This is a genomic window from Chelatococcus sp. KU-N122 (assembly GCF_055391085.1).
Window position 1 is genome coordinate 4,454,826 of sequence record NZ_AP043981.1, and the last position, 23,787, is coordinate 4,478,612.

The window sequence follows — 23,787 nt, forward strand, 5'->3', positions numbered from 1 at the left end:
TGCTCCAACGCTGGTGTCGCTCCGCAGGCTTCACGGTCGAGCCTGCGCACTGCCCGGCGATCGTCGGCTGGCGAGCCGACAGCGTCGCCGCGCATAGAGCTGAACACCTAAGGTTCTGTCAATGATACAACTTGGCACGGCGAATGCCGGATTGGGCCAAAATAGCCCATCTTGGCCGCTTGTGAAAAACTAAATATAGCACTACGGTCATGACCGGGCCGTCGCCAGAGCGGCCGGTTGGGCGAGGCAGCTCGGAGGCATGCCGCATGATCGATTTTGGACTGCGTGACCGCGTGATCGTCGTCACGGGCGGGGCGTCCGGCATCGGGCGCGCCCACTGCCTGGCGGCCGCCGAGGCCGGGGCGCGAGTGGCCGTGATCGACGCATCGAGCGAGGCCGCGCACCAGGTGGTGGGCGAGATCGAGCGCCTCGGCGGCCGCGCCGTCGCCGAGGTGTTCGACGTCCGTGACGGCGCCGCCGCCGAGGCCGCCACGGCGCGCATCGAGGACCGGCTCGGCCCCATCGACGGCGTCGTCGCTTCGGCGGGCGCCTCCCGCCCGGCGCTGTCGACCGACATGACCGACGACGAATGGTCCCTCGTCATCGACATCAATCTGACCGGCCTGTACAAATCCGTCAGACCCATCGGCCGGCGCATGGTGGCGCGCGGCCGCGGCGCCGTGGTGCTGATCGCGTCCATCGACGCACTCGGCGGCCATGCCGCGCGCTCGCACTACAGCGCCTCCAAGCACGGTGTCGCAGGCCTGACGAAGTCGCTGGCCATCGAGTGGGGTCGGCATAACGTGCGGGTCAACGCGTTGGCTCCGGGCGTCGTCGATACGCCCCTGCTGCGGGCCAGCATGCCGGCCGACCATATCGAGAACGTGGTGTTCGGCCGTGTGCCGCTCGGCCGGCTCTCGCGCGCCGAGGATCAGGCGGGCCCCGGGCTGTTCCTGCTGTCGGAGGCGGCGGCCTATGTCACAGGCGTCGTCCTGCCCGTCGACGGCGGCCTCACCGCCGGCTTCTTCACCAATTGGAACGGCGCCGATCTGGGCTCCAGGGCACTGCTCGAGCGCGGCGTCTACCAGAAGCCGGCGACCCCGCCCGGCACCTGAAGCGTCGTCCGGTCTGACGCGCTCACCTGATCGGATGGAAACGCTTCAATTCTCCGGAGCGCTTCCGTCCGATGCGGCGAGGCCTCGGGCGGCCATCGATCCCGACCGGCGCGGGCAGGCTCCGCCGCAGAAAAAAATGTGAACACACCCAGGAGGATCTTCATGACGTTGTCCCGTCGGCTGCTGCTCTGTGCCGCGGCCGCCGCCTCGCTGTCCGCCACCGCGGCGGCCGCCGAGGATACCCTGCGCGTCGGCGCCATCCTTGCCATCAGCGGGCCGGCCTCGAGCTACGGCGGTCCGGCGGACAAGGGCCTGAAGCTGATCTTCGACAGCCTGGCCAAGGAGGGCCTCGCCGGCCGGAAGGTCAAGCTCACGGTCTACGACACCGAGGGCAACTCGACGAAGGCGGTCCAGCTCTATCGGCGCCTCGTCGACAACGACGAGGTCCACGTCGTCGTCGGCCCCTCGACGAGCGGCGAGTCGCTTGCGGTCGTGCCGGTTGCCAACCAGCTCAAGGTGCCGAACGTCACCTACGGCGGCGCCGAGCCGATCACCAAGCCGGTCACGCCCAATGTCTTCGCGCTGTCGCCCACGGACCGCCTGGTGGTCGAGAACATCCTCGACCACTTGCGCAACGGCGGCGCGAAGACGGCCGCGGTGATCTACTCGACCGACGGCTTCGGCCAGTCCGGCGGCGGTATCGTGCAGGAGCGCGCCTCGGCCTTCGGCATCGATCTCGTCGCCGTCGAGACGTTCAGCCCGCAGGACACCAACATGACGCCGCAGCTCCTGCGCCTGCGCGAGAAGAAGCCGGACGCGGTGATCATCTGGTCGGCCAATCCGGCACCGACCATCGTGCTGCGCAACGCGCAGGACATCGGGCTGAAGCTGCCGTTCTATGTGAGCTACGCCAACGCGTCGCTCTCCTTCATCGCGCAGACCGGCGCGGCCGCTGAGGGCGTGTACGTCTCGGCGCTGCCGATCGTGGCGCCGGACGTTCTGCCCGACAGCGATCCGCGCAAGGCGCCGCTGGCCGCCTTCGACAAGGCCTATCGTGAGCGCTGGGGCGTTCCCCCCGATCAGACCTCCGGCCATGCGCTCGACACCAGGATCGTCCTCGAGCAGGCGCTGAAGGCCATCGACGGCCCGGTCACGCGCGAGAACCTGCGGGCGGCGATCGAGAATGTGAAGATGTGCGGCGCCGACGGCTGCCGGCAGATCACGCCGCAGGACCACCGCGGCCTCGACAAGAGCGCCCTCGTCCTGATGCAGGTCAGGGACGGCCGCTTCCAGCAGGTCCGGTAGCGGGGAGCGGGACATGACGATGGCGGACGACCTTCAAGCCGATCCGGCGTGGCTCGGCCTCACCGGACGCGTCTGCGTGATCACCGGGGCGGGGGGCGGCATCGGCCGCCTCCTCGCCGCGCACTTCGCCGCCGCCGGCGCCCGGGTCGTGGTGCTCGACCGCGACGTGGACGCGTGCCGTGAGACGGTGGCGTCCCTACCCGCCGGGGCGGGCGCCGTCGCCCTGGCCTGCGACGTTGCCGATCCGGCCAGCGTCGAGCGGGCGGCGCAGGCTTGCCTGGACCAGGCGGGCGCCTGCGAGGTCCTCGTCAACAACGCAGCGATCCTGCGCGCCGGGCCGATCGCCAGCGTCTCCTTCGCCGATTGGAACGCGTTGCTGGCGGTGAACCTGACCGGCTATCTGCTCTGCGCCCAGCAGTTCGGACGTCACATGACGGAGCGGGGGCGCGGCGCGATGGTGCACGTGGCGTCGATCGCCGGGCATCTGCCGCAGTCCTTCAGCGGCGCCTACAGCGTCAGCAAGGCCGGCGTCATGATGCTGTCGCAGCAGCTCGCGGTCGAGCTCGGCGAGTATGGCGTGCGCAGCAACGTCGTCAGCCCGGCGATGATCCGCACGCCGCTGAGCGAGCCCTTTTACAAGGACGCCGACCTTCTGGCCCGCCGCACCGCCATGGTGCCGTTGCGACGCATCGGCGCTCCGGCCGACATCGCCCAGGCGGCGCTGTTCCTGGCGAGCGACCGGGCCGGCTACGTCAGCGGCCAGGAGCTGCTCGTCGACGGCGCGGTCGGCCGCTCATGGCTCGGCCTCATCCCCCGGCCCGGCTTCGACCGCGAGGATCACGTGCGATCCTGAGTCGGGGGAGGGGGGCGGAGCCGGTGCAAAGGGCTCCGTTGGTGCTGCGCCGTTGGCTCAATTGCCCTCGGGGGCGGTCTGGAACCAGTCCTGCTCCAGCTGGTTGTTGCCGCGCGGCACCACGTCCAGGCATTCCGCATAATAGATCGAGTCCGGATCGGGCTCGCGGTTGGCCGGATCGGAGCAGATCGCCGCCAACTGGTCGGCCTTCTGTTGCTGCGTCTGACAGCCCGCGACCAGCGTCAGCGCAACAATGACCAAAGCAATGCGTTTCACGGCTGCCCCCCGGATCGGCGCGACGACACGTCCCAGCACATTCTCTCGCGCCCAGCGGACGCAGCGACCGCGGGCGGTCGAAGCTCCTCCCACGACCTCGACGCGCGTGCAAGGGGCGGCCGAGCACACCCGGCGGCGCAAATTGGTCGCGTGGTTAAGCGCGCTCCGCCCGGAAGTGCTTGGAGAGCTTCAGCGCCTGGCCCTGGTAGTTCGAGCCGGCGTCGCCGTAGAGGCTCGCCGGACGTTCGGCCATGCGCTCGTAGACGAGGCGGCCGACGATCTGGCCGTCCTCGATGATGAACGGGACGTCGCGGGAGCGCACCTCGAGCACCGCGCGCGCGCCGGTGCCGCCCGCCCCGTGGCCGAAGCCGGGATCGAAGAAGCCCGCATAGTGAACGCGGAACTCGCCGACCAGCGGATCGAACGGCACCATTTCGGCCGCATAGTCGGGCGGCACGTTCACCGCCTCCTTGGAGGCCAGGATGTAGAACTGGCCGGGATCGAGCACCAGCGCGCCGGAGCCGTCGGCGTAGAGCGGCTCCCAGAAATCGCCGATGGCATAGGCGCCGACCCGGTCGACGTCGACCAGCCCGGTAAAGCGCTTGGCGCGGTAACCGACCAGCCGCTGCGCGCCGAAGCCCGCCAGGTCGACGCTGACGGCGACGCCGCCCTGGATCGACGCCGTGGCTGCGTCGACCAGCGTCAGCTCCTTCTGCAGCGCCGCCAGCTCGACGTCGCTCAGCCGGGACTCGCCGTCGCGGAAGCGGATCTGGCTCAACCGCGAGCCCGTGCGCACCAGGATCGGGAAGGTGCGCGGCGAGATCTCCGCGTAGAGCGGCCCGTGGTAGCCGGCATCGATGGTGTCGAACTCGTCGCCGCGGTCGGTGATCACGCGGGTGAAGACGTCGAGCCGGCCGGTGGAGCTCTTGGGGTTGGCGGCGGCCGACAGGGACGCGGGCAGGGCCAGCCGCTCCTGGATCTCGGCGATGTAGACGCAGCCCGTCTCCAGCACGGCGCCGCTCTCCAGGTTGAAGCGGTGCAGCGCCAGCTCGTCCAGCCGCCGGGCGACGGGCCGGGCGCCCGGCAGAAAGCTCGCCCGCACCCGCGCCACGCTGGAGCCGAGACGCAGGTCGAGGCTCGCCGGCTGGATCTGATCGGGCGCCAGGGGCCGATCGGCGGTCAACGCCGCCGTCGCCGCTAGCTCGCCGATCGCCTGAGCGGGAAGGATGCCCATCGCCTCTGTTCCAATCGTCAACACCGTAGGCCGTCTCGGCTTGGTAACGGCGCCAAGGGGAACAGTAAACCGACCCTGCCGTTGCACGGTGGGCTCGGCAGCGCTACAGCCCGGCCATGTCCAGTAGTCAGCCTTCTGTCATTTACAAGATCTGTCCCGCCGCGGCGTGGCGCGAGGCGGAGCGCGCGCGCTTCTTCCTCGGCTCGCCGGTCGATCTCGCCGATGGCTTCATCCATTTCTCCACCGCCGGCCAGGTGCAGGAGACGGCGGCCAAGCACTTCCGCGGCCAGGCCGACCTCGTCCTCGTGGCGGTCGACGCCACCGGGCTGGGCGACGCCCTGCGCTACGAGCCGTCGCGCGGCGGGGCGCTGTTCCCGCACCTCTACGGGCCGCTGCCCGTCGAGGCTGCGCGCTGGGTCCGGCCGCTGTCGCTCGGCGCCGACGGCGCGCCCGTGATCCCGGAGCTCGAGCCATGAGCGGGCCCGCGGCACTCGTCGCCGACCTGGCGCGTCGGGCGCTGGTGGCGCTCGACCCCGAGGACGCGCATCGCCTCACCATCAAGGGTTTGAAGGGCTTGGCGCGGGTGCCGCGGTTCGCGCTCGGCGCGGACGACCCCATGCTCGCGGTCGAGGCCTTCGGCCTGTCGTTCCCCAACCCGGTGGGGCTCGCCGCCGGCTTCGACAAGAACGCCGACGTGCCCGATGTCATGCTCGGCCTCGGCTTCGGCTTCGTCGAGGTGGGCACCGTCACGCCGCAGCCGCAGTCGGGCAATCCGCGGCCGCGGCTGTTCCGGCTCGCCGCCGACCGCGGCGTCATCAACCGGCTGGGCTTCAACAACGAGGGCCATGGGGCGGCTCTGCTCAAGCTGGAGCAGCGCGCCGGGCGGCCCGGCGTCGTCGGCGTCAACATCGGTGCCAACAAGGATGCCGCCGACCGCGTCGCCGACTACGTGGCCGGGATCTACGCGTTCGGCGGCTGCGCCAGCTATTTCACCGTCAACGTTTCCTCGCCCAACACGCCGGGGCTGCGCGACTTGCAGCGCCAGGCCGTGCTCGACGATCTGCTGGCCCGGGTCATCGCCGCGCGGGACGACGTGGTGGCGCAGGGCTTCCCGCGGCGGCCGGTGCTGCTGAAGATCGCGCCGGACCTGTGGCTCGACGAGCTGGACGGCATCGTGGCGGTGTGTCGGCGGCGGTGCGTCGACGGGCTGATCGTCTCCAACACGACGGTGAGCCGGCCGGAGAGCCTCGCCGACCGGATCGGCGCGACCGAGCCCGGCGGCCTGTCGGGCGCCCCGCTGTTCCGCCTGTCGACCCGCATGCTGGCGGAGGTCTACTTGCGCGTCGAGGGCGCCTTCCCCCTCATCGGTGTCGGCGGCATCGACGGCGCCGACGCCGCCTGGACCAAGATCGAGGCCGGTGCCAGCCTGGTGCAGTTCTATTCGGCCATGGTCTACGAGGGGCCGCTGCTGGTGCGCGCCGTCAAGCGCGGCCTCATCGAGCGGCTCGTTCGCGGCGGTCAGCCGCTCCGGGCGATCGTCGGCCGCAGCGCCCAGGCCATCGCGCACGACCTCGCCTGATCCGGGGCGGGCATCTCCCGATCAGATCGGCGCAGTTGCGCTGGACATGCTCCATCTCATTGGACCTGGAGCGCTTTCGGATCGGCTGAGGCTGCCCGGTCCGAACCCGCTCCAGCGAAGGATCGCCGCAGCAGCGACGGGTAGAGGGCGGCCTGGCCGCCGCCGCGACCGGCCAGGAACAGCAGCATCGCCAGCCACAGGCCATCGTTGCCGAGCGGCTTGAGCAGCAGCACCGCGACGACGAACAGCGCGAACGCGGCCAGCATGAGATTGCGCATGGCCCGTGTCCAGGTGGCGCCGATATAGATGCCGTCGAAGGCGAACGCGGCGGCGCCGAGCGCCGGTGTCAGCGCCGCGAAGACGAGGTCGTGGCGGGCGGCCGCGCGCACCGCCTCGTTGGTCGAGACCAGGTCGATGAAGGCGCCGCCGCCGGCAAGGGCTGCGAGCGAGACCAGGCAGCCCACGCCCACGCTCCAGATCAGGGCAAGCCTCACCACCTTGCGGAAGCCGGTCCGATCGCGGCCGCCGAACGCCTGGCCGCCCAATTGCTCTGCTGCGGTGGCGAAGCCGTCGAGAAAATAGCTGCCGATGAGAAACAGGTTGTAGAGCACGGCGTTGGCCGCCAGCAGCGTATCGCTGCTGCGGGCGCCCTGGGCGGTGAAGACGGCGAAGGCGCCGACGAGCGCCACCGTGCGCACCATGATGTCGACGTTGACCGCCAGCATGCGACGCAGCGGAGCGGCGGCGAGCAAGGTGGCGCGGGACACCGCCCAGGGGCGTGCGCCCAGGTGGCGCAGGACCACGAGGCCGAGCCCGGCACCCGCCGCCTCGGCCAGCACGGTCGCCGCTGCCACGCCGCCCACGCCCCAGTGGAGCCAGCCGACGAAGAGGAGGGCGAGCAGGATGTTGAGGCAGTTGATGCCGACCTGGAGCAGCAGGCCGAGGTCGGTGCGAGCCCGCCCGATCACCGAGCCCAGGATGGCGAAGTTGGCGAGCGTGAACGGCGCTGCGAAGATGCGGATGGTGATGTAGGTGTGCGCGGCCGTGGCGACGGCCTCGCTGCCGCCCATGAGGGTGAGGGACAGGGCGGCGAGCGGCCCCTGCAAGACGACGAGCGCCAGCCCGATCAGCGCCGCGACCGCCAGCGCCCGCGCCAGCGTGGCATCGATTTCAGGGTCGTCGCCGGCGCCGTAGGCCTGCGCCGTCAGGCCGGCGGTGCCCATGCGCAAGGCGCCGAAGGCCCAGAACAGGAAGTCGAAGACCACCGCTCCGAGGGCGACGCCGCCGAGCAGGGCCGCGTCGCCGAGGCGGCCGATGACCGTCGCGTCGACAAGCCCGAGCAGGGGCGTCGTCACGTGCGACAGCATCATCGGCACCGCCAGGGTCACGAACCGGCGGTGCGTCGCCTCGATCGTGCGCGCGGCGCCGGGCCGCGCAGGCTCGCTGGCCGTTTCCGCTGCTGTGGACACCGCGCGGCTTACCGCCGGGCGCTGTCGAGCACGCGCAGGACCAGCCAGATCGGCAGCACGATGATGGCGCCGTAGACGAACCAGCGCCCCACGTCCCCCACCATGGCGAAACCGCTGGCGATCAGACGCTGCACGAAGCCGCGGATGCCGTCGTAGAGCGCCAGAGGGGTGATATCGAGGAACGCCATGGCGGCCCCGACCAGGACCGACAGGAAGATCAGCCGGACCAGCACGGAGCCGGGGGACCCGCCGATGAAGCGGGACAACGGCGATCCCGCGCTCGGGGGAGCGGTGCCGGGCCTTGTGGCGCCTGGGCTTGCGCTTGCAGCGCGGACGAGTGAGGGGTCTGGCCGTCTGCCATGACAAGTCTCCTGTTGGTTCGAGAGCGGCTAGAGCATTTCGCCATTGGATGGGACCATCCAATGGCCGGGACATGCTCATAACCTTTTGAATCTGGGGCGCTTCTCTCGCGATGGGGTGAGTCCACCCCATCGCCAAGCGCTCTAGGGGCAGGCGCGGCGGTCAGTCCGCGGCCATGTTGGGCCCCCACTGGCCGGCGGCGATCTTGGAGGCGGCGATGACGGCCTGGGTCCGGCTCTCGACGCCCAGCTTCTGCAGAATGGCCGAGACGTGCGCCTTGATCGTCGCCTCGGAGACCGATAGCTCGTAGGCGATCTGCTTGTTGAGCAGGCCCTCCGACAGCATCATCAGCACGCGCACCTGCTGCGGCGTCAGGCTGGCCAGGCGGCGCACCAGCTCGGCCGTGTCGCGGTCGGCGGGAACGGCCAGGTCGACATCCGGCGGCGTCCAGGTGCCCCCGTCGAGCACCGTCATGAGCGCCGTCCCCATGCTCTCGACCGACAGCGACTTGGGCAGGAAGCCGGCCGCTCCGAACTCCATGCATTTGCGGATGACCGCGGGCTCGTCCGTCCCCGAGACGACGACGACGGGAAGGCTCGGGTGCTGCGCCCGCAGGAACAGCAGGCCCGAAAAGCCTTGTGCGCCCGGCATCGTCAGGTCGAGGAGCACGAGGTCCGGCTCGCCCCCCTGGGCGATGGCGGCGGTCGTCGCACTGAAGTCGCCGGCCTCGGCGATATCGGCGCCGGGCAGCAGCTGCGTGATGGCCTGGCGCATGGCGCCGCGAAACAGGGGATGGTCGTCCGCAATAACGATACGTGTCGGATTCTGATCGCTCACGCGGTTCTCCCCGCCCGTCGTCGCGGACACGCCGTGGGGCGGACGCCCCTGCATGCGTGCACACGCCCCCGCCCTCGTGTATCACGATAAACGTCTGGCGCGCCAACGACCACCGGGGATCATGCTGGATCGAACTCCATCGACGGATGCGGCGGAGACGCAACGCCTCGCCATCGGCCTCACCGGGGGCCTGACCATCCTTGCCGCCTGCATCGCGGTCTGTACGTTGCTGGAACGCTTGGGCTTTCCGACCGCGGTCATTGCGCTGGCGGCGATGACGCTGGTGCTGGGCACGGTCGTGGTCGCCGCCTTCGCCGGCCGCAGCATGACGGTGTTCGCCTTCGATCTCGCCCGCCAGGCCGTGCCGATCCCCGCCAACGTCCTGGCCCTGACGACGGTGGCGATGGCACTGCTGTGGAGCTCGCCCGAGCCCGGTCTCGTCGGCTCAGCCGTCGCCGCCGGGCTCGTCGTGGCTGCCGTCGTCTTCGCGCCGGCATGGCGCCGCAGCGGCGCTGCCTCGATCGCCGGGATGATGTGGGCGCAGGGGCGTGATGCCGACGCTGCGCTCACGATCTCGCTGTTGACGTTGACCCTGTGCGCATCGGCTGCGGCTGCGGCCATGGCCTTGTGCGCCGAGGCCAACGGCTGGGTTGCCCAGGCGCTGGGCGTGTCGGCGCGATCTGCGGCCGGGGTCTCGGCCGTCGTCATGGCGGCGGCCACGGTCCTGGGCGGCTTGAGCAGCGTCAGCACGGCGCAGCTCGCGGCGGCCGGCTGCGCGGCCGTGGCAGCGCTCGCCGGGACTGCCCTGTGGGCGGCGGGAACGCCGCCGGCTCCATCGGACGCCGCGGCGCCGCGGGGCGATCAGGTGTGGCTGTGGCTGGCCGCCTGCTGCGGCACGATCATGTTTCCGGCGCTGTTCTCCCGTTTCGCGTCGGCGCGAACGGTGTCCGAGGCCCGGCGCGGCGGCATCGGCGCCGGGGCGCTGGTGCTCGTGCTCAGCTTCTCGCCGCTGCTGGTGCCGCCCGCGAGCCAGGCCACCGCCGGCTTCTTCAGCTTGAGCGCGCTCTACACCGGCGCGGCGGCCGGGGTGGCGCTGACGGTGGCGGCGCTGCTGGTCTTTACCGTGGCGCGGCTGCTCATCGGCCTGCGCTCGGGGCTGGAAGCAGGCTCGCGCCGCGGCGGCGAGGCTCCTGCCTCGCGGCGGCTGGTGGGCACCCGTCTGCTGCTGCTGCTCATGGTTGTCGTGGCTGCGGCGACGCCGTGGCTCGGCTTTGCCGCCGCGCAGGAGCGCCCGGGCCTGTTCGCCGCCCAGGCCTTGCTCTGGGCGTGGGCGATCGCGGCCGCCGGCGGGCTTCCTGCGGTGCTGTTCCGCGGGGTGCGCCTGCCGGTGCCTCCCGGCGCGACGGCGGCCGGGATGGCGGCCGGGCTCGCCTTCGCCAGCCTGCATCTGAGCGGCGTGCCGTTGCCACTGGTGCGCTATCCCGCTGCCGCAGCCGGGCCCCTGGGCGCCTTGATCGGCATCATCGTGGTCGCCGGCTGGTCCATCATCAGTGCCATGCATCGCACCGCGATGGCGCCGCGGGCGCCCGCCGCCGCGGGCCTGGCGCCGGAGAAGAAGGCCGTCACGTCGACCGCGCCGTGAGATGCGCCCGACGCAGTCCGGATCGGCTCAGGGGCTGATCTGCCCCGCCAGGAGGCGCTCCAGCAGCGAGATGTCGTCTGCCTCGCCCGGCGGCTTGTCCCAGCGCACGCGGCTGATCCGGGGAAAGCGCATGGCAATCCCCGATTTGTGCCGCGTCGAAGCCTGCAGCCCCTCGAAGGCGACCTCCAGCACCAGGCCGCTGTCGGGCGCGTGGGCCACCTCGCGCACCGGCCCGAACCGGTTGATCGTATTGCGGCGGACGAAGCGGTCGAGCTCCAGCAGCTCCTGATCGGTGAAGCCGAAATAGGCCTTGCCGACCGGCACGAGCTCGCGGGCGGCGGCCGCGCCGTCTGTGCTCCGCCAGACCCCGAAGGTGTAGTCGGAATAATAGGACGAGCGCTTGCCGTGCCCGCGCTGGGCGTACATGAGCACTGCGTCCACCAGGTACGGATCGCGCTTCCATTTGTACCATAGGCCCTTCGGCCGCCCGGGCACGTAGGGGCTGTCGCGCCGCTTCAACATGCAGCCTTCGATGGCGTCCGCATCCACGCCGGCACCGGCCGTGGCCGGGTCGGCGCGCGCCGCGGCCAGCTCGTGCCAGGAGCCGAACGGTACCAGCGGCGACAGGTCGATGCGTGCGTCGGCAACCCGGGCGACGAAAGCCTGCAGCCGCTCCCGCCGCACGGCGAACGGCAGGGGCCGCAGATCCTCCTCGCCGTCGCTCAGCAGGTCGTAGGCCCTGATGTGGGCAGGGAATTCCAGCAGCAGCCTGGGGGTGACCGTCTTGCGGTTGAGCCGCTGCTGCAGCACGTTGAAGCTCTGCACCCGGCCGTCGCGGACCACCAGCAGCTCGCCGTCCAAGGCGCCGCGGAAACGGGGATTGTCGGCGATCGCCTCGGCCAGGTCCGGGAACGAGCGCGACACGTCCTCGCCGGTGCGCGAATACAGCCGCACCACGGGCCGTCCGTCCGCCCTGTTGCCGGCGCAGGCCTGGACGCGGATCCCGTCCCACTTCCACTCGGCGCTGAAGTCCTGCGGGTCGAGCACGTCGAAATCGCGTTCTTCGAGGGGGTGCGACAGCATCGGCGGCCGGAACGGCGCCGGATCTCCGGCCTCGGGGCGGCCGCCGGCGCCTTCGACCCAGGCAAACAGCTCGGCGTAGGGCGGCGAAAGACCGTGCCAGACCTCCTCGACGGCATCGGCGTCCACGCTGCCGAGCCCGGCCACGGCCGTCTTGGCGAGGCGCGCCGAGACGCCGATGCGCAGATTGCCGGTGACGAGCTTGAGCAGGGCCCAGCGTCCCGTCTCGTCAAGGCCGTCCAGCCAGCCGGCCAGCAGGTGCGGCAGGTCCGGCTTCAGCGTCGCCGACAGGGCCTCCACCACCTCGGCCAGGGTGGGGGGCGGCCGGTTGTGGCCGGGGCCGGCTTCGGGCCGGTCGGACGGCGCCGGCCACATCAACGCCACCGTCTCCGAGAGATCGCCGACATAGTCGTAGGAGAGCCCGAACAGCACGGGGTCGGTGCGCTCGGCGATGAGCTGGCGGATCAGGCCCGGCTTGGCGTGGTCGAAGCCCAAGGCTCCGGTCATCGCGGCCAGCGCATAGCCGCGTTCCGGATCCGGCACGGAGCGGAAATAATCCACCATCAGGCGGATCTTGGCGTTGCGCCCGGCCTCATAGGACAGGCGGTCGAGGAACGCGGCGAAGCGGTTCACGGGGCGTGTCCGGTGGCGACGTCGGCGACGTCCGCTCCGGCGTCCGGGCGATCCTCGGGCTCCGCCTCGCCGTCGTCGCCGTAGCCCAGCAGGTGCAGGGCGCGCGCCTTCAGGCCCTGCTGCATGCACCAGTGCACCAGGGCATCCTCCTGGCCGTGGGTGACCCAGATCTCGGCCGCGCCGGTGTCGGCGATGGTGCGGCAGAGGTCGTCCCAGTCGGCATGGTCCGAAACGACCAGCGGCAGCTCCACGCCCTTCTGCCGGGCGCGGGCCCGCACGCGCATCCAGCCGGAGGCGAAGCAGGTCACCGGGTCGGCAAAACGGCGCGCCCACAGGTCCTGGGTCGCGCTCGGCGGGCACAGCACGATGGCGCCGGGGAGGCGCGAGGCGGCGTCGCGCCGGCCGCCGGCCGGCACGCGCCGCAGATCGCCCAGCGCGATGCCGTGCTCCTGATAAAGATCGGTCAGCCGCTCCATGGCGCCGTGCAGATAGATCGGGGCATCGCAGCCGGCCGCCCTGATCAGCGCCATCAGGCGCTGGGCCTTGCCGAGCGGATAGGCGCCGACGATGTGCGTGCGCTCGGGAAACAGCGCCACCGACTTGAGCAGCTTGTCGATCTCGCCGGCGGCCGGGGGATGCCGGAACACCGGCAGGCCGAACGTCGCCTCGGTGATGAACACGTCGCAGCTCACTGGCCGGAACGGCTCACACGTGGGATCCGCCTCACGCTTGTAGTCGCCCGACGCGACGATGCGCAGGACGGCGCCTGCCGTCGGCTTGGTTTCGATGACGATCTGGGCCGAGCCCAGCACGTGCCCGGCCGGCGCCAGCGCGACGCGCACATCGCCGAGATCCAGGGTTTCGCCATAGGCCAGGGGCTGCGTCGTCGCGGCGAAGTCGTCGCCGTAGCGCGCCGCCATGATGGCGAGCGTCTCGTCCGTGGCGAGCACCGCTCCGTGGCCGGCGCGGGCGTGGTCGGAATGGCCGTGGGTAATGATCGCCCGCTCGACCGGACGCACCGGATCGATGTGGAAGCCGCCCAGCGGGCAGCATAGGCCGGCGGGGGTGAGCTTGAGGACGTCGCTCGGGCGCATGGCCTTGATAGATAAGCCGTCCGCGCCGTGAGCAAAGGGCATTCAAACGCCGAGCCGATGCCCCGCGGACTCCCCGGGAGATCGGCTCGGTTCGACATCGTGTGGACGGCCCGTCGGGGCGTGGCCTCTGACTGCCGCCATCGTCAGTCGCAGACGCGGACCCGGCGATAGAAGACGTTGCCCCAGGAGTCGTACACGGGCTGGCTGGTGTAGTAGCAGGTCGGGGCGTACGCGGCGGCGGCGGCACCGGCCATCACGCCCAGGGCGATCGCACCGGCGGCGGCGCCGTTGCCCCAGCCGGGGCGATAGCCATAGCCGTACCCGTAGCCATACTTCCCATAGCCATACTTCCCATAGCCGTACTTCCCATAGCCGTACTTCCAGGAACCGGTGCTATGGCCGGCCGCGGCCGGCGTCGCGCTGGCGACCACGGCGCCGCCGACGGTTGCGGCGGCCAGGGCCGCGACCATGATCTTCTTGGTGAAGCCTTCAGCGAAACGGATCATGAGAACCTCCTCTGGATTGAAGCCTATCGAAGCCGGAGACTGTTCTTGCCCCCTCCGATGCTTTGACTTTGCCAGCGTCGGGCGCGGCCGGGTGTGCTCGCCCGCACAGGCTTGACAGGGGCCGTGAAACGGCTTTTTGCGACGGCGTGGCAAAGATCGTCCGGTCATCGGGAAACCTGCTCGCCGACCGCCGCTTCGCATGGGCCGAGGCGGCCTTGGCGGAGGCGGACCTCGCGGCGGCGGCGGAGCTCGCCGAGCAGGCGCTGGAGCTGGCGCCCGCCTATGCGCCGGCCTGGCTGCTGCTGGGCCGCGTGCGGCAGGACGCCGGCGATATGGCCGCAGCGCGGCGGGCCTTCGCCGAGTCCCTGCGCGCCGACCCCGCCGACGAGCTCGGTGCCGCGCTTCACCTCACCCTGCTGGATCGGCCGCGCGGGGAGGGGGCGGCGGGGGCCATGAGCCCTGGCTACGTGCGCGGACTGTTCGATACTTATGCTGCGCGCTTCGAGGCCCATCTCACCGATGCCCTGGCCTATCGCGGGCCGCAGCTCATGCTCGCCGCGCTGGCGCGCACCGCCGACCGTGGTGAACCGATGCGCTTCGGCCGCGTCGTCGATCTGGGCTGTGGCACCGGCTTGATGGGGGCGGCCATCCGCCCGCACGCGGCGGAGCTCGTCGGCTGCGATCTTTCGCCCGCGATGGTCAAGCAGGCGGAGGGCAAGGCCGTCTACGACCGGCTGGCGGTGGCCGACGTCGTCGATCACCTGCGGGCGTGCGAGGCGCGATCCTGCGACCTGCTGCTGGCCGCGGACGTGCTGGTCTATATGGGCGACCTCGAGCCGTTGTTCGGCGCTGCGGCCCGTGCCGTGCGGCCCGGCGGCCTGTTCGCCTTCACCGTGCAGCGTCCGTCGTCCGCCGATCCGGCGCTCGGGGCCGACGGGCCGGTGCTGGGCGCCGACCTGCGCTACGCCCATGGCGAGCCTTACGTGCGCCGGCTCCTGGGCGCCGCCGGGCTCGAAGTCTGCCTGATCGACGACGCGAGCGTGCGGCTCGACCGAGGCGAGCCGTCGCCGGGCCTCGCCGTCGTGGCGCGACGGCGGTGACGGCAGGGTGTCCCGCGGCCTCGCCGTGGCGTGACGGGTGTTGCAACGGGCCCGCCCGATCATAGTCTCTGTCTGGCGGCGATTGCGTCGGCGAGCTGCGCGAGGGAGGTTCATCTGACGGGGTTCATCCTGGTGCGCCGCGGCTCCCGCCACGTGTCGCGGACCGGGCGGGCGGGGCCATGCCGGCGGAGCTGACGCCGGCCCGGCCCGCGGCGCCGTCGGCCGCCCCCGAGGCGCTCCTGCCGGCCTCGTTCCGGGCCTGGTTCGCCGCGCGCGGCTGGGCGCCGCGACCGCACCAGCTGGAGCTGCTGGCGAAGGCTGCGGCCGGCTGCTCCGTGCTGCTCGTCGCGCCGACCGGCGCCGGCAAGACCCTGGCGGGCTTCCTGCCCACCCTCGTGGCGCTGTCGGCACGCGGGCCGGCGCCGCCGCGCAGCGGCCTGCATACCCTCTACATCTCGCCGCTCAAGGCGCTTGCGGTCGACATCGCCCGCAACCTCGAGGCCCCGGTGCGCGACATGGACCTGCCGGTGCGCATCGAGACCCGCACCGGTGATACGCCTGCTCACAAGCGGGCGCGGCAGGTCGAGCGGCCGCCGGACATCATGCTGACCACCCCCGAGCAGCTCGCCCTGCTGCTGGCGCACCGGGAGGCGCGCACCCTGTTCGGAAGCCTGCAGCGCGTCGTGCTCGACGAACTGCATGCGCTCGTCACCTCCAAGCGCGGCGACCTGCTGGCACTGGGGCTGGCGCGGCTGCGCCGGCTCGCCCCGGCCCACACGGCGGTGGGCCTGTCGGCGACGGTGCGCGAGCCCGACGCGCTGTGCCGCTATCTCGTCGGTGCCGATGCCGCGCCAGCGGCGCGCGTCGCCGACCTCGTGGTGGTCGCCGGGGGCGCCCAGCCGCGCATCGAGGTGCTCGACACGCACCTGCCGCTGCCGATCGCCGGACACACGACGGCGCACGCCATGGCCGATGTCTACGCGGCGATCCAGGCACACCGGATGACCCTGGTCTTCGTCAACACCCGTCTCCAGGCCGAGTTCGCCTTCCAGGAGCTGTGGAAGCGCAACGACGATTCCCTGCCGATCGCGCTGCACCACGGCTCGCTCGACGTGGCCCAGCGCCGCCGGGTCGAGGCCGCCATGGGCGCGGGCCGCCTCCGCGCCGTCGTCTGCACGTCCACGCTCGACCTCGGCATCGACTGGGGCGACGTCGACCTCGTCGTCAATCTGGGCGCGCCCAAGGGCGCGAGCCGGCTGATGCAGCGCATCGGCCGCGCCAACCATCGGCTCGACGAGCCGTCGAAGGCCTATCTCGTGCCGTCGAACCGTTTCGAGATGCTGGAGTGCCGGGCGGCGCTGGAGCTGGTGGAGGAGGCGGCGCAGGATACGGCCGGCGCGCGCGTCGGCGCGCTCGACGTGCTGGCCCAGCATGTGCTCGGCATGGCCTGCGCCGAGCCGTTCGCGGACGGCGACCTCTACGCCGAGGTCCGCGCCGCCGCTCCCTACGCGGCGCTGTCACGTGACGACTTCGACCAGGTCGTCGGCTTCGTCGCCACCGGCGGCTACGCCCTCAAGAGCTACGATCGTTTCGCCAAGATCAAGCTCGGTCGGGACGGGCTCTGGCGCGTCAGCGACGCGCAGGTGGCGCAGCAGTACCGGCTGAACGTCGGCACCATCGTCGAGGCGGCCATGGTGAAGGTGCGCCTGGGCCGCCTCCGTCGCGGCGCCACCGGCGCTCCGGGGCGGCCGACGGGCGGTGGTCGCATCCTGGGCGAGGTCGAGGAGGACTTCATCGAGACGCTGAGCCCGGGCGACACCTTTGCCTTTGCCGGCGAGGTGCTGCGCTTCGAGGCGCTCGCCGCCAACGAGGCGCTGGTGACGCGGGCGGCGGGCACCGACCCCAAGGTGCCGTCCTATGCGGGCGGCAAGTTTCCGCTCTCCACGTTTCTGGCCGACCGCGTGCGCGGCATGCTCGCCGATCCCGCCAGCTGGAGCCGTCTGCCGCCGGAGGTGGCCGGCTGGCTGTCGTTCCAACGGCTCAAATCGGTGCTGCCCGGGCACCGCGACCTGCTGGTCGAGACCTTTGCCCGGGCCGGGCGTCACTACCTCGTGGCCTATCCGTTCGAGGGCCGGCTGGCACACCAGACGCTCGGCATGCTGCTGACGCGCCGCCTGGAGCGGGCGCGGCTCCAGCCCCTGGGCTTCACCGCCAACGACTACGGGCTTGGCGTGTACGGCCTCGGCGACCTGTCGACGGCGGTCGTCCAGGGCCGTCTCGATCTGGCCGAGCTGTTCGGCGAGGACATGCTCGGCGACGACCTGGAGGCATGGCTCGACGAATCGGCCCTGATGAAGCGCACCTTCCGCCAGTGCGCCATCATCGCCGGCCTCATCGAGCGGCGTCATCCGGGCCGGGAGAAGACGGGGCGCCAGGTCACCATGTCGACCGATCTGGTCTACGACGTGTTGCGGCGCCACGAGCCGACGCACGTGCTGCTCAGGGCGGCGCGCGCCGACGCGGCCACCGGCCTGCTCGATTTGCGCCGGCTTGCCGGCCTGCTCTCGCGCATCCGGGGGCGAATCGTGCACAAGGCGCTCGAGCGGCTATCGCCGCTGTCGATCTCGATTATCCTGGAGATCGGTCGCGAGTCGGTGTTCGGGGAGGCTTCGGAGACCATCCTGGCCGAGGCCGAGGCGATGCTGATGGAGGAAGCGTCCGCATGAACGTGGATGTCGCGCGGACCTTTCAGTCGCTCGCACCCGCCGGCGAGGCGGTGGTCGAGCTGGGCGATGCGGCGTTCCTCGCCGATCCGGTCGGTGCGCTGTTCGAGCCGGGCGAGCGGCTTCTCGTCGTTGCCGATCTGCACCTGGAGAAGGGCTCCTCCTACGCCGAGCGCGGCGTGCTGCTGCCGCCCTACGACACGCGCGCCACCTTGAGCGCGCTCGGCGGCCTGATGGCCCGCTACGCCCCCCGCGCGGTCCTGGCGCTCGGCGACAGCTTTCATGACGTGCATGCCGGCGCCCGACTGAACGGCGCCGACCGGGCCTTGCTCGCCAGCCTGCAGGCGCAGCGCGACTGGATCTGGGTCACCGGCAACCACGATCCGAAGATCCCGCAGGCGCTCGGCGGCACGGTGGTCGCGTCGGTGGTGCACCGCGGCATCGTCTTCCGGCACGAGCCCGGCGGTGGCGAGGCGAGCGAGATGGCGGGCCACCTGCATCCGGTGGCGAAAGTGCGTATGCGCGGCCGGTCCGTGCGCCGCCGCTGCTTCGCCGTCGGGCCCGGCCGCTGCATCCTGCCGGCCTTCGGCGCCTACGCCGGCGGCCTCAACGTCCGCGACCCGGCGTTCCGGCCGCTGTTCCCGGCCGGCATGGTCGCCCGTGTCCTGGGTACTCAGCGGATCTTCACCATCGCCGACACGATGCTGCTGCCGGATTGACCCGCATGCGCTCGTCTCCTGCCCGCAGGAGTGCCGCCGCTTTCATCGTCGGCGCCGCGGTCGGCGCGGGCGGCGCCGTCACCTGGATCAAGCCGGATCAGCCGGCCGGCCTCGTTGCCAAAGGCGGCGACGTGGAGACCTATTACGCGCCGGCGGCCAATCTGGAGACGATCGACGTCGAGCTGATCGGGCAGGCGCGCCGGGGCGGATCCGTCGATCTGGCGGCCTTCGTGCTCAGCGACCCCGCGATCATCGCGGCCCTCGACCGGGCCGCCCTGCGCGGCGTCAAGATCCGCATCTATCTCGATCCCGAGCAGCTCGGCCGCATCCGGCTCAGCGAGACCCACCCGCTGGTGCGCCTCTCGACGGTCAGCGGCGTCCAGATGCGCGTGAAGGATCCGGACGGCGATCTCATGCACATGAAGGGCTACGCGGTGGACGGGGCGCTGGTGCGCACCGGCTCGGCCAACCTGTCGGTGGCGGGGCTCAGATACCAGGACAACGATCTGGTCATCATCCGCTCGCCGACCGCGGCGGCGCGCTGGACCAAGGCGTTCGACGCCATGTGGGCCAAGCCGGGGAACCGCGACTTCGCCCAATCGTGGCGAGAGCTCGCGGCCCAATCGCGGCCGCCGCGCTTCTGACATGCCCCAGCTCTTTGAAATTGAAGCGCTTCTCTTGCGATTGGGCGCGCGCGCCTAATCGCGAAGCGCTCTGGCTCAGTCGCGCCTGAACACCACCGTCGCGGCCCAGCCGAACAGCACCGAGAGCGCCGCCGCGGCGAGGCCGTAGGCCAGGGGCTGGTTGTGGGCGAGGTCGACGACCGCCTGCTCGAAGCCGGTCTTGACCACGTGGAAGCGCGTCGAGGAGCGTGCCACGAACGCCCCTCCGGACAGCACCGTGGCCTCCACCTCATAGCGCCCCACGGGGGCGGTGGCCGGCAGCGAGAAGGTGACGCGGAAGACGTTGGCCGAAACGAAGCGTGCCGTGCTCTTCTCGACGAAGAGGCCCGTCTCGCCGTTCAGCCGTCGCAGCGCCTCGCGGAAGCGTGCATTGGGGTCGTCCTGGGCCGCATCGACGCCCCGGGGCGTGAGCTCGGCCTCCAGGCCGATGCCGTAGGCGAGCCGCACGCGGCGGGACGCGATCTCGTCCACGGGCCTCGTGGAGACGACCGCCAGGTAGACCGGCAGGTCGATGAAGCGCCGCTGCCGGGTGTTCACGTAGACGAAGCCCACGCGCCGCTTCTCGCGGACGAGCGTCGTCGCGCGCGGGCCGCGCACGGTGACGACGACGTCATAGGGCGCGCTGCGCGCCGGCGCGCCGAGGTCCTTCTCGATGACGCCGAAGAGCGCGATGTCGACGCCGGAATAGGTGGAGGTGATGGCGATCTGCGTCGTCGACAGCGAGGTGATCAGGGTCTCGCCGTGTGCCGGCGCGGCGGCTGCCGCCATCAACAACGCACACGGGAGCGCGGTCCATCGCCTGTGAGACCTTGGGCGTTCCGTCATCGCTCCAGCCCCAGCCGCATGATCGAGAACGGCTCCTGCGGCTGCATGACGAGCTCGACCGCGAACCGCACGCCGACCGCGAGCACGAGCAGGGCCAGCAGCAGGCGGAACGTCTCGCCGCCCAGCCGCTGGCCGGCGCGCGCGCCGAACTGGGCCCCGAAGACGCCGCCCACCACCAGGATCAACGCCAGCACCACGTCGACCAACTGGTTGGTGACGGCGTGGAGCACGGTCGCGCCCAGCATGGTGCAGAGGATCTGGAACAGGGAGGTGCCGACGACCACCGTCGCCGGGATGCGGAACAGGTAGAGCAGGGTCGGCACCATGATGAAACCGCCGCCGACGCCGAGCACGGCACCCGCGAAGCCGATCAGGAAGGACACGGCCAGGAACGGGATGACGCTGGCATAGAGCTTCGATCGGTAGAAGCGCATGCGCAGCGGCAGCCCGACGTACCAGGGGTGCTCGCCGCCGTGCCGGCGCCGGCGGACCACGCCGCGCCGCGCCGACCACAGGGCGCGCAGGCTCTCGATGAGCATCAGCGCGCCGATGAAGCCGAACAGAACGACGTAGGAGACGACGATCACCAGCTCCAGCTGTCCCAGGCGGCGCATGGCGTTGAAGAAGGCGACGCCGGCGACGGTGCCGGCCGCGCCGCCGAGCGTCAGCACCGCCCCAAGCTTCGGGTCGAGCGCGCCGCGGCGGGCATAGCCGAGCACGCCCGTCATGGAGGAAGCGGCGATCTGGCTGGTCTGCGAGGCGACGGCGATGGCTGCGGGAATGCCGAGGAAGATCAGCAGCGGCGTCATCAGGAAGCCGCCGCTGATGCCGAACATCGCCGAGATGAAGCCCACCGCCGCGCCCATCGCCAACAGCAGGAAGACGTTGACCGGCATGTCCGCTATGGGGAGGTAGATCTCCAACCCGCTGTATCCGTCGCTCCGTGCGCCACCGGCGGCGCCCGCCCTGCAAGATGGCCTTGGGCTAAACCAAGCTCACAAATGCCGGCGATTTCAAGTGACCGGGTAAGTCGGCAGAGAGCAACGCCGTCTTACGCCCGGTCGCTGCGGGCGGGCGCCGGGCTGCTGGCGCTCGGCGGCGCCGGGGGGGTCGGCGCGGGGGTGGGCGTATCGGTGCCGGGGGCCGCTTCGTTGGCGGCGCGATCCAGCGGTCGCGGCTGCCAGCGGTCGGCGGCTGCCTGGGCGTTCCCCAGCGCGAGTGCGCTGAGGACGGCGCCGACCTCGTCCCGCCGCCTGGCCGCCTCGGCGTCGCCGCGGCGGGCGGCTATGGCGAACCATGTATAGGCTTCGGTGGCGTCGGCCCTGACGCCGAGGCCGCGCGTCAGCAGGACGGCCAGGTTGAACTGGCTGTCGCTCAGGCCCAGCTCTGCCGCCCGCCGGAACCACATCGCGGCGACGGCGTAGTCGGGCTTGCCCTCGGCGCCGTCGGCGCACAGGACGGCCAGGTTGTGCATGGCCTTGACGTTGCCCTGCACGGCGGCGCGCTGGTACCAGAAACGGGCGCGCGCCGGGTCGCGGGCCAAGCCGAGCCCCTTTTCGTAGAGGCGGCCGAGCCGGTATTGCGCCGGTGCCAGGCCCCGCTCGGCAGCCTTTTCCAGGATCGTGGCGGCCAGCTTCAGGTCCTTGGCGCCACCGCCGCCTTCGACCAGCCGGTCGCCCACGTCGTAGATCGCGTTCGGGCTTTCGGAAAGCGTGGCGCTGGGCGATGCCGTCACCTGCGCCGGCGCTGCGGGCGCCTTGGACGGTGATGCGTCGCCCACGGGCGCCGGCGCGAGCGGCGCCGGCGCCTTCGATGCCTGCGCGGCCGGCTGGCCGGGGGAAGGCGCCTTCGGCTGGCCCGTCGGCAGCTGCTGCACGATGGACACCGCCGCGGGCGCGCTGACTGCGGCGATGGCGAGGCCGCTTGCCCAGAACAGGCCGCGCCTGCCGAGCCACGGGCGCTTGCCCCGCTTGATCGGCGAGCGGGGTTTCACGCCGGGCTTGGCGCTGCGGGCCAGGGCGGCATCGGCCGGGCTGGGCGGACGAACCGCGGACGGCGATGGATGCGGCTCGACCGCCGGCGCCTGGCTGGGCGCCGTCTCGACCAGCGTCACCTCACTCACGCGCCACGCGTCGGCGGGCGCCGGTCCCTCGGGCTCGGCCGACGGCTCCGGCGCGGCGACCGGGGCGGCCGCGGGAGCCGCCGGCTCGACCCCGCCGGCCGGAGCCGGTTCGCCGATGAGGCCGCGCGCCCGTCGGGCGGCGTTGATGAAGCTGGCCTTGATCGTGGCCGGTGCGGCGACGAGGCCGCCCGCCATCGCCGGCCCGGCCGGCACGCGAGCCGGCGGCGTTTCGTCCGGGCGAAGCGGCCGGTCGAGCGGGTCGCTCGCTGCCGGCGGCTCGATCACGGCGCCATCGACCGTCGGGAGCGGCTGGGGCGCCGCCGCAGGAGCCGGCGTGACCGGTACGGCGGGAGCCGTGATCGAAGAGCTGCGGGCCGCCGCTGGGCGCGGCGGGGCGACGCGCGGGGTAGGTGACACCGACGGCGCGGCACCGGCGCCGACGAGCACGCGGGCATCGGCGCGAGGGCCGCGCGGCTCGCTCCCCGGGCCGGGCCGGGCGCCGGGCTGCTCCATCGTCCGCAGCCGCTGCGTGAGCTCGGCCAGCGACCGGCGCATGGCCTCGAAGCCCTGCTCGCTCTGGCGGCTGCCGTGGCTCTGCGCGGCCCTGATCTCGGCGAGGCTGCGGCGGATGTCGCCGGCCTGTTCCGGCGGCGGGGTAGGGCCGGCAGGCGACGTGCCTGCGCCCCCTCTGGCCGCAAGATCGCGCACCATGTCCATGTGCGCGCGCATCTCGCCGAGGTCCTTTTCCACCGCGCTCAGGACCGGCGAGAGATCGGTGCCCTTGACCTCATGGGCTTCCAGCCGCGTGGTCAGGCGGACGATTTCCGCCCGCAGCGCCGCCAACGTATCGGCGCCGGCGGCGGGAGAGAGCCCGTCCACGGCATGCGTCAGGCCGCTCAGGCGCGCGTCGATCTGGTCGAGGCGTCCATCGATGCGGAGCGCCTCGGCGGTCTGTGCATCGCCGTCGCGCACCAGCGCGTCGATGCACGTCCTGATCTCGTCCAGGCGCCGGTCGAGCGACTGGAGGGCCCGGGTTCCCGGCGACCGCCCCATGGTCTTGGCGAGGCCGCGCACCTCGTCGCGCAGGGCGCGAACCGGAGCAGCCATCGCCTCCTCGGCCTCGCGTCGCGTTTGCCGGGCCATCGCCTGGCCCGCGCGGTCGACGGCATCGTGCAGCGCGCGCAGGTCCTGCTTGGTCACGAGATCGTCCCGGCCGACCGGTTCCGCCGGGCTGCCGGCCACGGGCTCCGCCGCCGCAGGCTCCGGCCGATGCGAGCTGGGCTTGCTGGTTCCCTGGCCGTCGGCGGCCGTCGCACGCGGCTCGAAAATGTCGGGCCGTCCGCCACCGCCTTGGCGTGCCTTCGGACGAGAGGGCGACGTGCGCCGCAAGGTGGCCGAGCCGCTGCTGTCCGAATACGCCAGCAGCCGTGCGGCGATGCGGTCCAGCGGGATCTGGGCAGCTTCCCGTTCGGAGCCGGGCCGGCCGGTGCTTGCGGCCCGCAAATTGCCTTGTTCAGGAGGCCCGTCCGGTGCGGCTGAGATCGGGGTGTCGAATGTCCGCATGCGGGGCTGGGCCTTAGCCGAAGGAGCCATGATGGCGGACGCAGGCATGGCAAATAGAGAAGGCCGTCC

21 protein-coding genes are annotated in these 23,787 nt (G+C 71.8%); 10 read left to right on the top strand and 11 right to left on the bottom strand.

The window, feature by feature from the left end; all coding sequences use genetic code 11:
* Positions 1-266: 266 nt before the first annotated feature.
* From ACZ5PO_RS20105 to ACZ5PO_RS20115, 3 genes are all read left to right on the top strand, one after another.
* Entirely contained in the window at positions 267-1,115 is an 849-nt protein-coding gene (locus ACZ5PO_RS20105) for an SDR family NAD(P)-dependent oxidoreductase (protein WP_464183415.1), read from the top strand.
* 162 nt (positions 1,116-1,277) lie between these two features.
* A complete protein-coding gene (locus tag ACZ5PO_RS20110; protein WP_464183416.1) occupies positions 1,278-2,420 on the top strand; it encodes an ABC transporter substrate-binding protein in 1,143 nt (380 codons plus the stop codon).
* Between the two features lie 13 nt (positions 2,421-2,433).
* A complete protein-coding gene (locus ACZ5PO_RS20115) occupies positions 2,434-3,273 on the top strand; it encodes an SDR family NAD(P)-dependent oxidoreductase (RefSeq protein WP_464183417.1) in 840 nt (279 codons plus the stop codon).
* A 57-nt stretch (positions 3,274-3,330) separates the two neighbouring features.
* Here ACZ5PO_RS20115 and ACZ5PO_RS20120 read toward each other — a convergent pair whose 3' ends face one another.
* Both ACZ5PO_RS20120 and ACZ5PO_RS20125 read right to left on the bottom strand, forming a co-directional pair.
* Positions 3,331-3,549 carry a membrane lipoprotein lipid attachment site-containing protein gene (locus tag ACZ5PO_RS20120; RefSeq protein ID WP_464183418.1) on the bottom strand — a complete coding sequence of 73 codons (219 nt, stop codon included), beginning with the start codon at positions 3,547-3,549 and terminating at the stop codon, positions 3,331-3,333.
* A gap of 154 nt (positions 3,550-3,703) precedes the next feature.
* The gene (locus ACZ5PO_RS20125; RefSeq protein WP_464183419.1) at positions 3,704-4,783 is read right to left on the bottom strand and encodes a 2'-deoxycytidine 5'-triphosphate deaminase; all 1,080 of its coding nucleotides are present in this window, start codon (positions 4,781-4,783) and stop codon (positions 3,704-3,706) included.
* Between the two features lie 116 nt (positions 4,784-4,899).
* Here ACZ5PO_RS20125 and ACZ5PO_RS20130 point away from each other — a divergent pair, with 116 nt between their 5' ends.
* Together ACZ5PO_RS20130 and ACZ5PO_RS20135 are read left to right on the top strand one after the other, a co-directional pair.
* On the top strand, positions 4,900-5,259 hold the full coding sequence (locus tag ACZ5PO_RS20130) for a DUF952 domain-containing protein (RefSeq protein ID WP_464183420.1): 360 nt from the start codon (positions 4,900-4,902) through the stop codon (positions 5,257-5,259).
* Entirely contained in the window at positions 5,256-6,362 is a 1,107-nt protein-coding gene (locus tag ACZ5PO_RS20135; RefSeq protein ID WP_464183422.1) for a quinone-dependent dihydroorotate dehydrogenase, read from the top strand. Before ACZ5PO_RS20130 ends, ACZ5PO_RS20135 begins: the two co-directional genes overlap by 4 nt.
* Positions 6,363-6,418: 56 nt before the next feature.
* Here ACZ5PO_RS20135 and ACZ5PO_RS20140 read toward each other — a convergent pair whose 3' ends face one another.
* The 3 genes from ACZ5PO_RS20140 to ACZ5PO_RS20150 form a co-directional block, all read right to left on the bottom strand.
* The gene (locus tag ACZ5PO_RS20140; protein WP_464196948.1) at positions 6,419-7,732 is read right to left on the bottom strand and encodes an MATE family efflux transporter; all 1,314 of its coding nucleotides are present in this window, start codon (positions 7,730-7,732) and stop codon (positions 6,419-6,421) included.
* Between the two features lie 107 nt (positions 7,733-7,839).
* Entirely contained in the window at positions 7,840-8,097 is a 258-nt protein-coding gene (locus ACZ5PO_RS20145) for a DUF6460 domain-containing protein (protein WP_464183424.1), read from the bottom strand.
* Positions 8,098-8,353: 256 nt separating this feature from the next.
* The gene (locus ACZ5PO_RS20150) at positions 8,354-9,028 is read right to left on the bottom strand and encodes a response regulator (protein ID WP_464183425.1); all 675 of its coding nucleotides are present in this window, start codon (positions 9,026-9,028) and stop codon (positions 8,354-8,356) included.
* Between the two features lie 121 nt (positions 9,029-9,149).
* Here ACZ5PO_RS20150 and ACZ5PO_RS20155 point away from each other — a divergent pair, with 121 nt between their 5' ends.
* Positions 9,150-10,670, top strand: a complete 1,521-nt coding sequence (locus ACZ5PO_RS20155) for a hypothetical protein (protein WP_464183426.1) — start codon at positions 9,150-9,152, stop codon at positions 10,668-10,670.
* A gap of 27 nt (positions 10,671-10,697) precedes the next feature.
* Here ACZ5PO_RS20155 and ACZ5PO_RS20160 read toward each other — a convergent pair whose 3' ends face one another.
* The 3 genes from ACZ5PO_RS20160 to ACZ5PO_RS20170 all read right to left on the bottom strand — a co-directional run bounded on the left by ACZ5PO_RS20160 (position 10,698) and on the right by ACZ5PO_RS20170 (position 13,983).
* Positions 10,698-12,383 (bottom strand): cisplatin damage response ATP-dependent DNA ligase, encoded by a 1,686-nt coding sequence (locus tag ACZ5PO_RS20160; RefSeq protein ID WP_464183427.1) that lies wholly within the window; start codon positions 12,381-12,383, stop codon positions 10,698-10,700.
* Complete coding sequence (locus ACZ5PO_RS20165) at positions 12,380-13,519, bottom strand: ligase-associated DNA damage response exonuclease (protein ID WP_464183428.1); 1,140 nt, start codon at positions 13,517-13,519, stop codon at positions 12,380-12,382. Before ACZ5PO_RS20165 ends, ACZ5PO_RS20160 begins: the two co-directional genes overlap by 4 nt.
* A 101-nt stretch (positions 13,520-13,620) precedes the next feature.
* A complete protein-coding gene (locus ACZ5PO_RS20170; protein ID WP_464183429.1) occupies positions 13,621-13,983 on the bottom strand; it encodes a hypothetical protein in 363 nt (120 codons plus the stop codon).
* Positions 13,984-14,129: 146 nt separating this feature from the next.
* Between ACZ5PO_RS20170 and ACZ5PO_RS20175 the strand changes: the two genes are divergently transcribed.
* The 4 genes from ACZ5PO_RS20175 (at position 14,130) to ACZ5PO_RS20190 (ending at position 19,169) form a co-directional block, all read left to right on the top strand.
* Positions 14,130-15,083 (top strand): class I SAM-dependent DNA methyltransferase, encoded by a 954-nt coding sequence (locus ACZ5PO_RS20175; RefSeq protein WP_464183431.1) that lies wholly within the window; start codon positions 14,130-14,132, stop codon positions 15,081-15,083.
* Between the two features lie 179 nt (positions 15,084-15,262).
* Complete coding sequence (locus tag ACZ5PO_RS20180; protein WP_464183433.1) at positions 15,263-17,809, top strand: ligase-associated DNA damage response DEXH box helicase; 2,547 nt, start codon at positions 15,263-15,265, stop codon at positions 17,807-17,809.
* Positions 17,806-18,525, top strand: a complete 720-nt coding sequence (gene pdeM / locus ACZ5PO_RS20185) for a ligase-associated DNA damage response endonuclease PdeM (protein WP_464183434.1) — start codon at positions 17,806-17,808, stop codon at positions 18,523-18,525. The genes ACZ5PO_RS20180 and pdeM overlap by 4 nt, the downstream gene beginning before the upstream one ends.
* 5 nt (positions 18,526-18,530) lie before the next feature.
* Positions 18,531-19,169: a phospholipase D-like domain-containing protein gene (locus ACZ5PO_RS20190; protein WP_464183437.1), complete on the top strand. Its 639-nt coding sequence runs from the start codon at positions 18,531-18,533 to the stop codon at positions 19,167-19,169.
* 75 nt (positions 19,170-19,244) lie between these two features.
* Here ACZ5PO_RS20190 and ACZ5PO_RS20195 read toward each other — a convergent pair whose 3' ends face one another.
* The 3 genes from ACZ5PO_RS20195 to ACZ5PO_RS20205 all read right to left on the bottom strand — a co-directional run bounded on the left by ACZ5PO_RS20195 (position 19,245) and on the right by ACZ5PO_RS20205 (position 23,658).
* A complete protein-coding gene (locus ACZ5PO_RS20195) occupies positions 19,245-19,976 on the bottom strand; it encodes a TIGR02186 family protein (protein WP_464183439.1) in 732 nt (243 codons plus the stop codon).
* Between the two features lie 53 nt (positions 19,977-20,029).
* Positions 20,030-20,956 carry a sulfite exporter TauE/SafE family protein gene (locus ACZ5PO_RS20200; protein ID WP_464183441.1) on the bottom strand — a complete coding sequence of 309 codons (927 nt, stop codon included), beginning with the start codon at positions 20,954-20,956 and terminating at the stop codon, positions 20,030-20,032.
* Between the two features lie 128 nt (positions 20,957-21,084).
* Positions 21,085-23,658, bottom strand: a complete 2,574-nt coding sequence (locus ACZ5PO_RS20205) for a hypothetical protein (protein WP_464183442.1) — start codon at positions 23,656-23,658, stop codon at positions 21,085-21,087.
* Positions 23,659-23,787 lie beyond the last annotated feature (129 nt).

What these genes read in the sequence shown, in the direction of transcription:
- ACZ5PO_RS20105 (WP_464183415.1), top strand. Translation starts at nt 267, where the DNA reads ATGATCGATTTTGGACTGCGTGACCGCGTGATCGTCGTCACGGGCGGG.
- ACZ5PO_RS20110 (WP_464183416.1), top strand. Translation starts at nt 1,278, where the DNA reads ATGACGTTGTCCCGTCGGCTGCTGCTCTGTGCCGCGGCCGCCGCCTCG.
- ACZ5PO_RS20115 (WP_464183417.1), top strand. Translation starts at nt 2,434, where the DNA reads ATGACGATGGCGGACGACCTTCAAGCCGATCCGGCGTGGCTCGGCCTC.
- ACZ5PO_RS20125 (WP_464183419.1), bottom strand. Translation starts at nt 4,783, where the DNA reads ATGGGCATCCTTCCCGCTCAGGCGATCGGCGAGCTAGCGGCGACGGCG.
- ACZ5PO_RS20130 (WP_464183420.1), top strand. Translation starts at nt 4,900, where the DNA reads ATGTCCAGTAGTCAGCCTTCTGTCATTTACAAGATCTGTCCCGCCGCG.
- ACZ5PO_RS20135 (WP_464183422.1), top strand. Translation starts at nt 5,256, where the DNA reads ATGAGCGGGCCCGCGGCACTCGTCGCCGACCTGGCGCGTCGGGCGCTG.
- ACZ5PO_RS20140 (WP_464196948.1), bottom strand. Translation starts at nt 7,732, where the DNA reads ATGATGCTGTCGCACGTGACGACGCCCCTGCTCGGGCTTGTCGACGCG.
- ACZ5PO_RS20155 (WP_464183426.1), top strand. Translation starts at nt 9,150, where the DNA reads ATGCTGGATCGAACTCCATCGACGGATGCGGCGGAGACGCAACGCCTC.
- ACZ5PO_RS20165 (WP_464183428.1), bottom strand. Translation starts at nt 13,519, where the DNA reads ATGCCCTTTGCTCACGGCGCGGACGGCTTATCTATCAAGGCCATGCGC.
- ACZ5PO_RS20170 (WP_464183429.1), bottom strand. Translation starts at nt 13,983, where the DNA reads ATGATCCGTTTCGCTGAAGGCTTCACCAAGAAGATCATGGTCGCGGCC.
- ACZ5PO_RS20180 (WP_464183433.1), top strand. Translation starts at nt 15,263, where the DNA reads ATGCCGGCGGAGCTGACGCCGGCCCGGCCCGCGGCGCCGTCGGCCGCC.
- pdeM (WP_464183434.1), top strand. Translation starts at nt 17,806, where the DNA reads ATGAACGTGGATGTCGCGCGGACCTTTCAGTCGCTCGCACCCGCCGGC.
- ACZ5PO_RS20190 (WP_464183437.1), top strand. Translation starts at nt 18,531, where the DNA reads ATGCGCTCGTCTCCTGCCCGCAGGAGTGCCGCCGCTTTCATCGTCGGC.
- ACZ5PO_RS20195 (WP_464183439.1), bottom strand. Translation starts at nt 19,976, where the DNA reads ATGGCGGCAGCCGCCGCGCCGGCACACGGCGAGACCCTGATCACCTCG.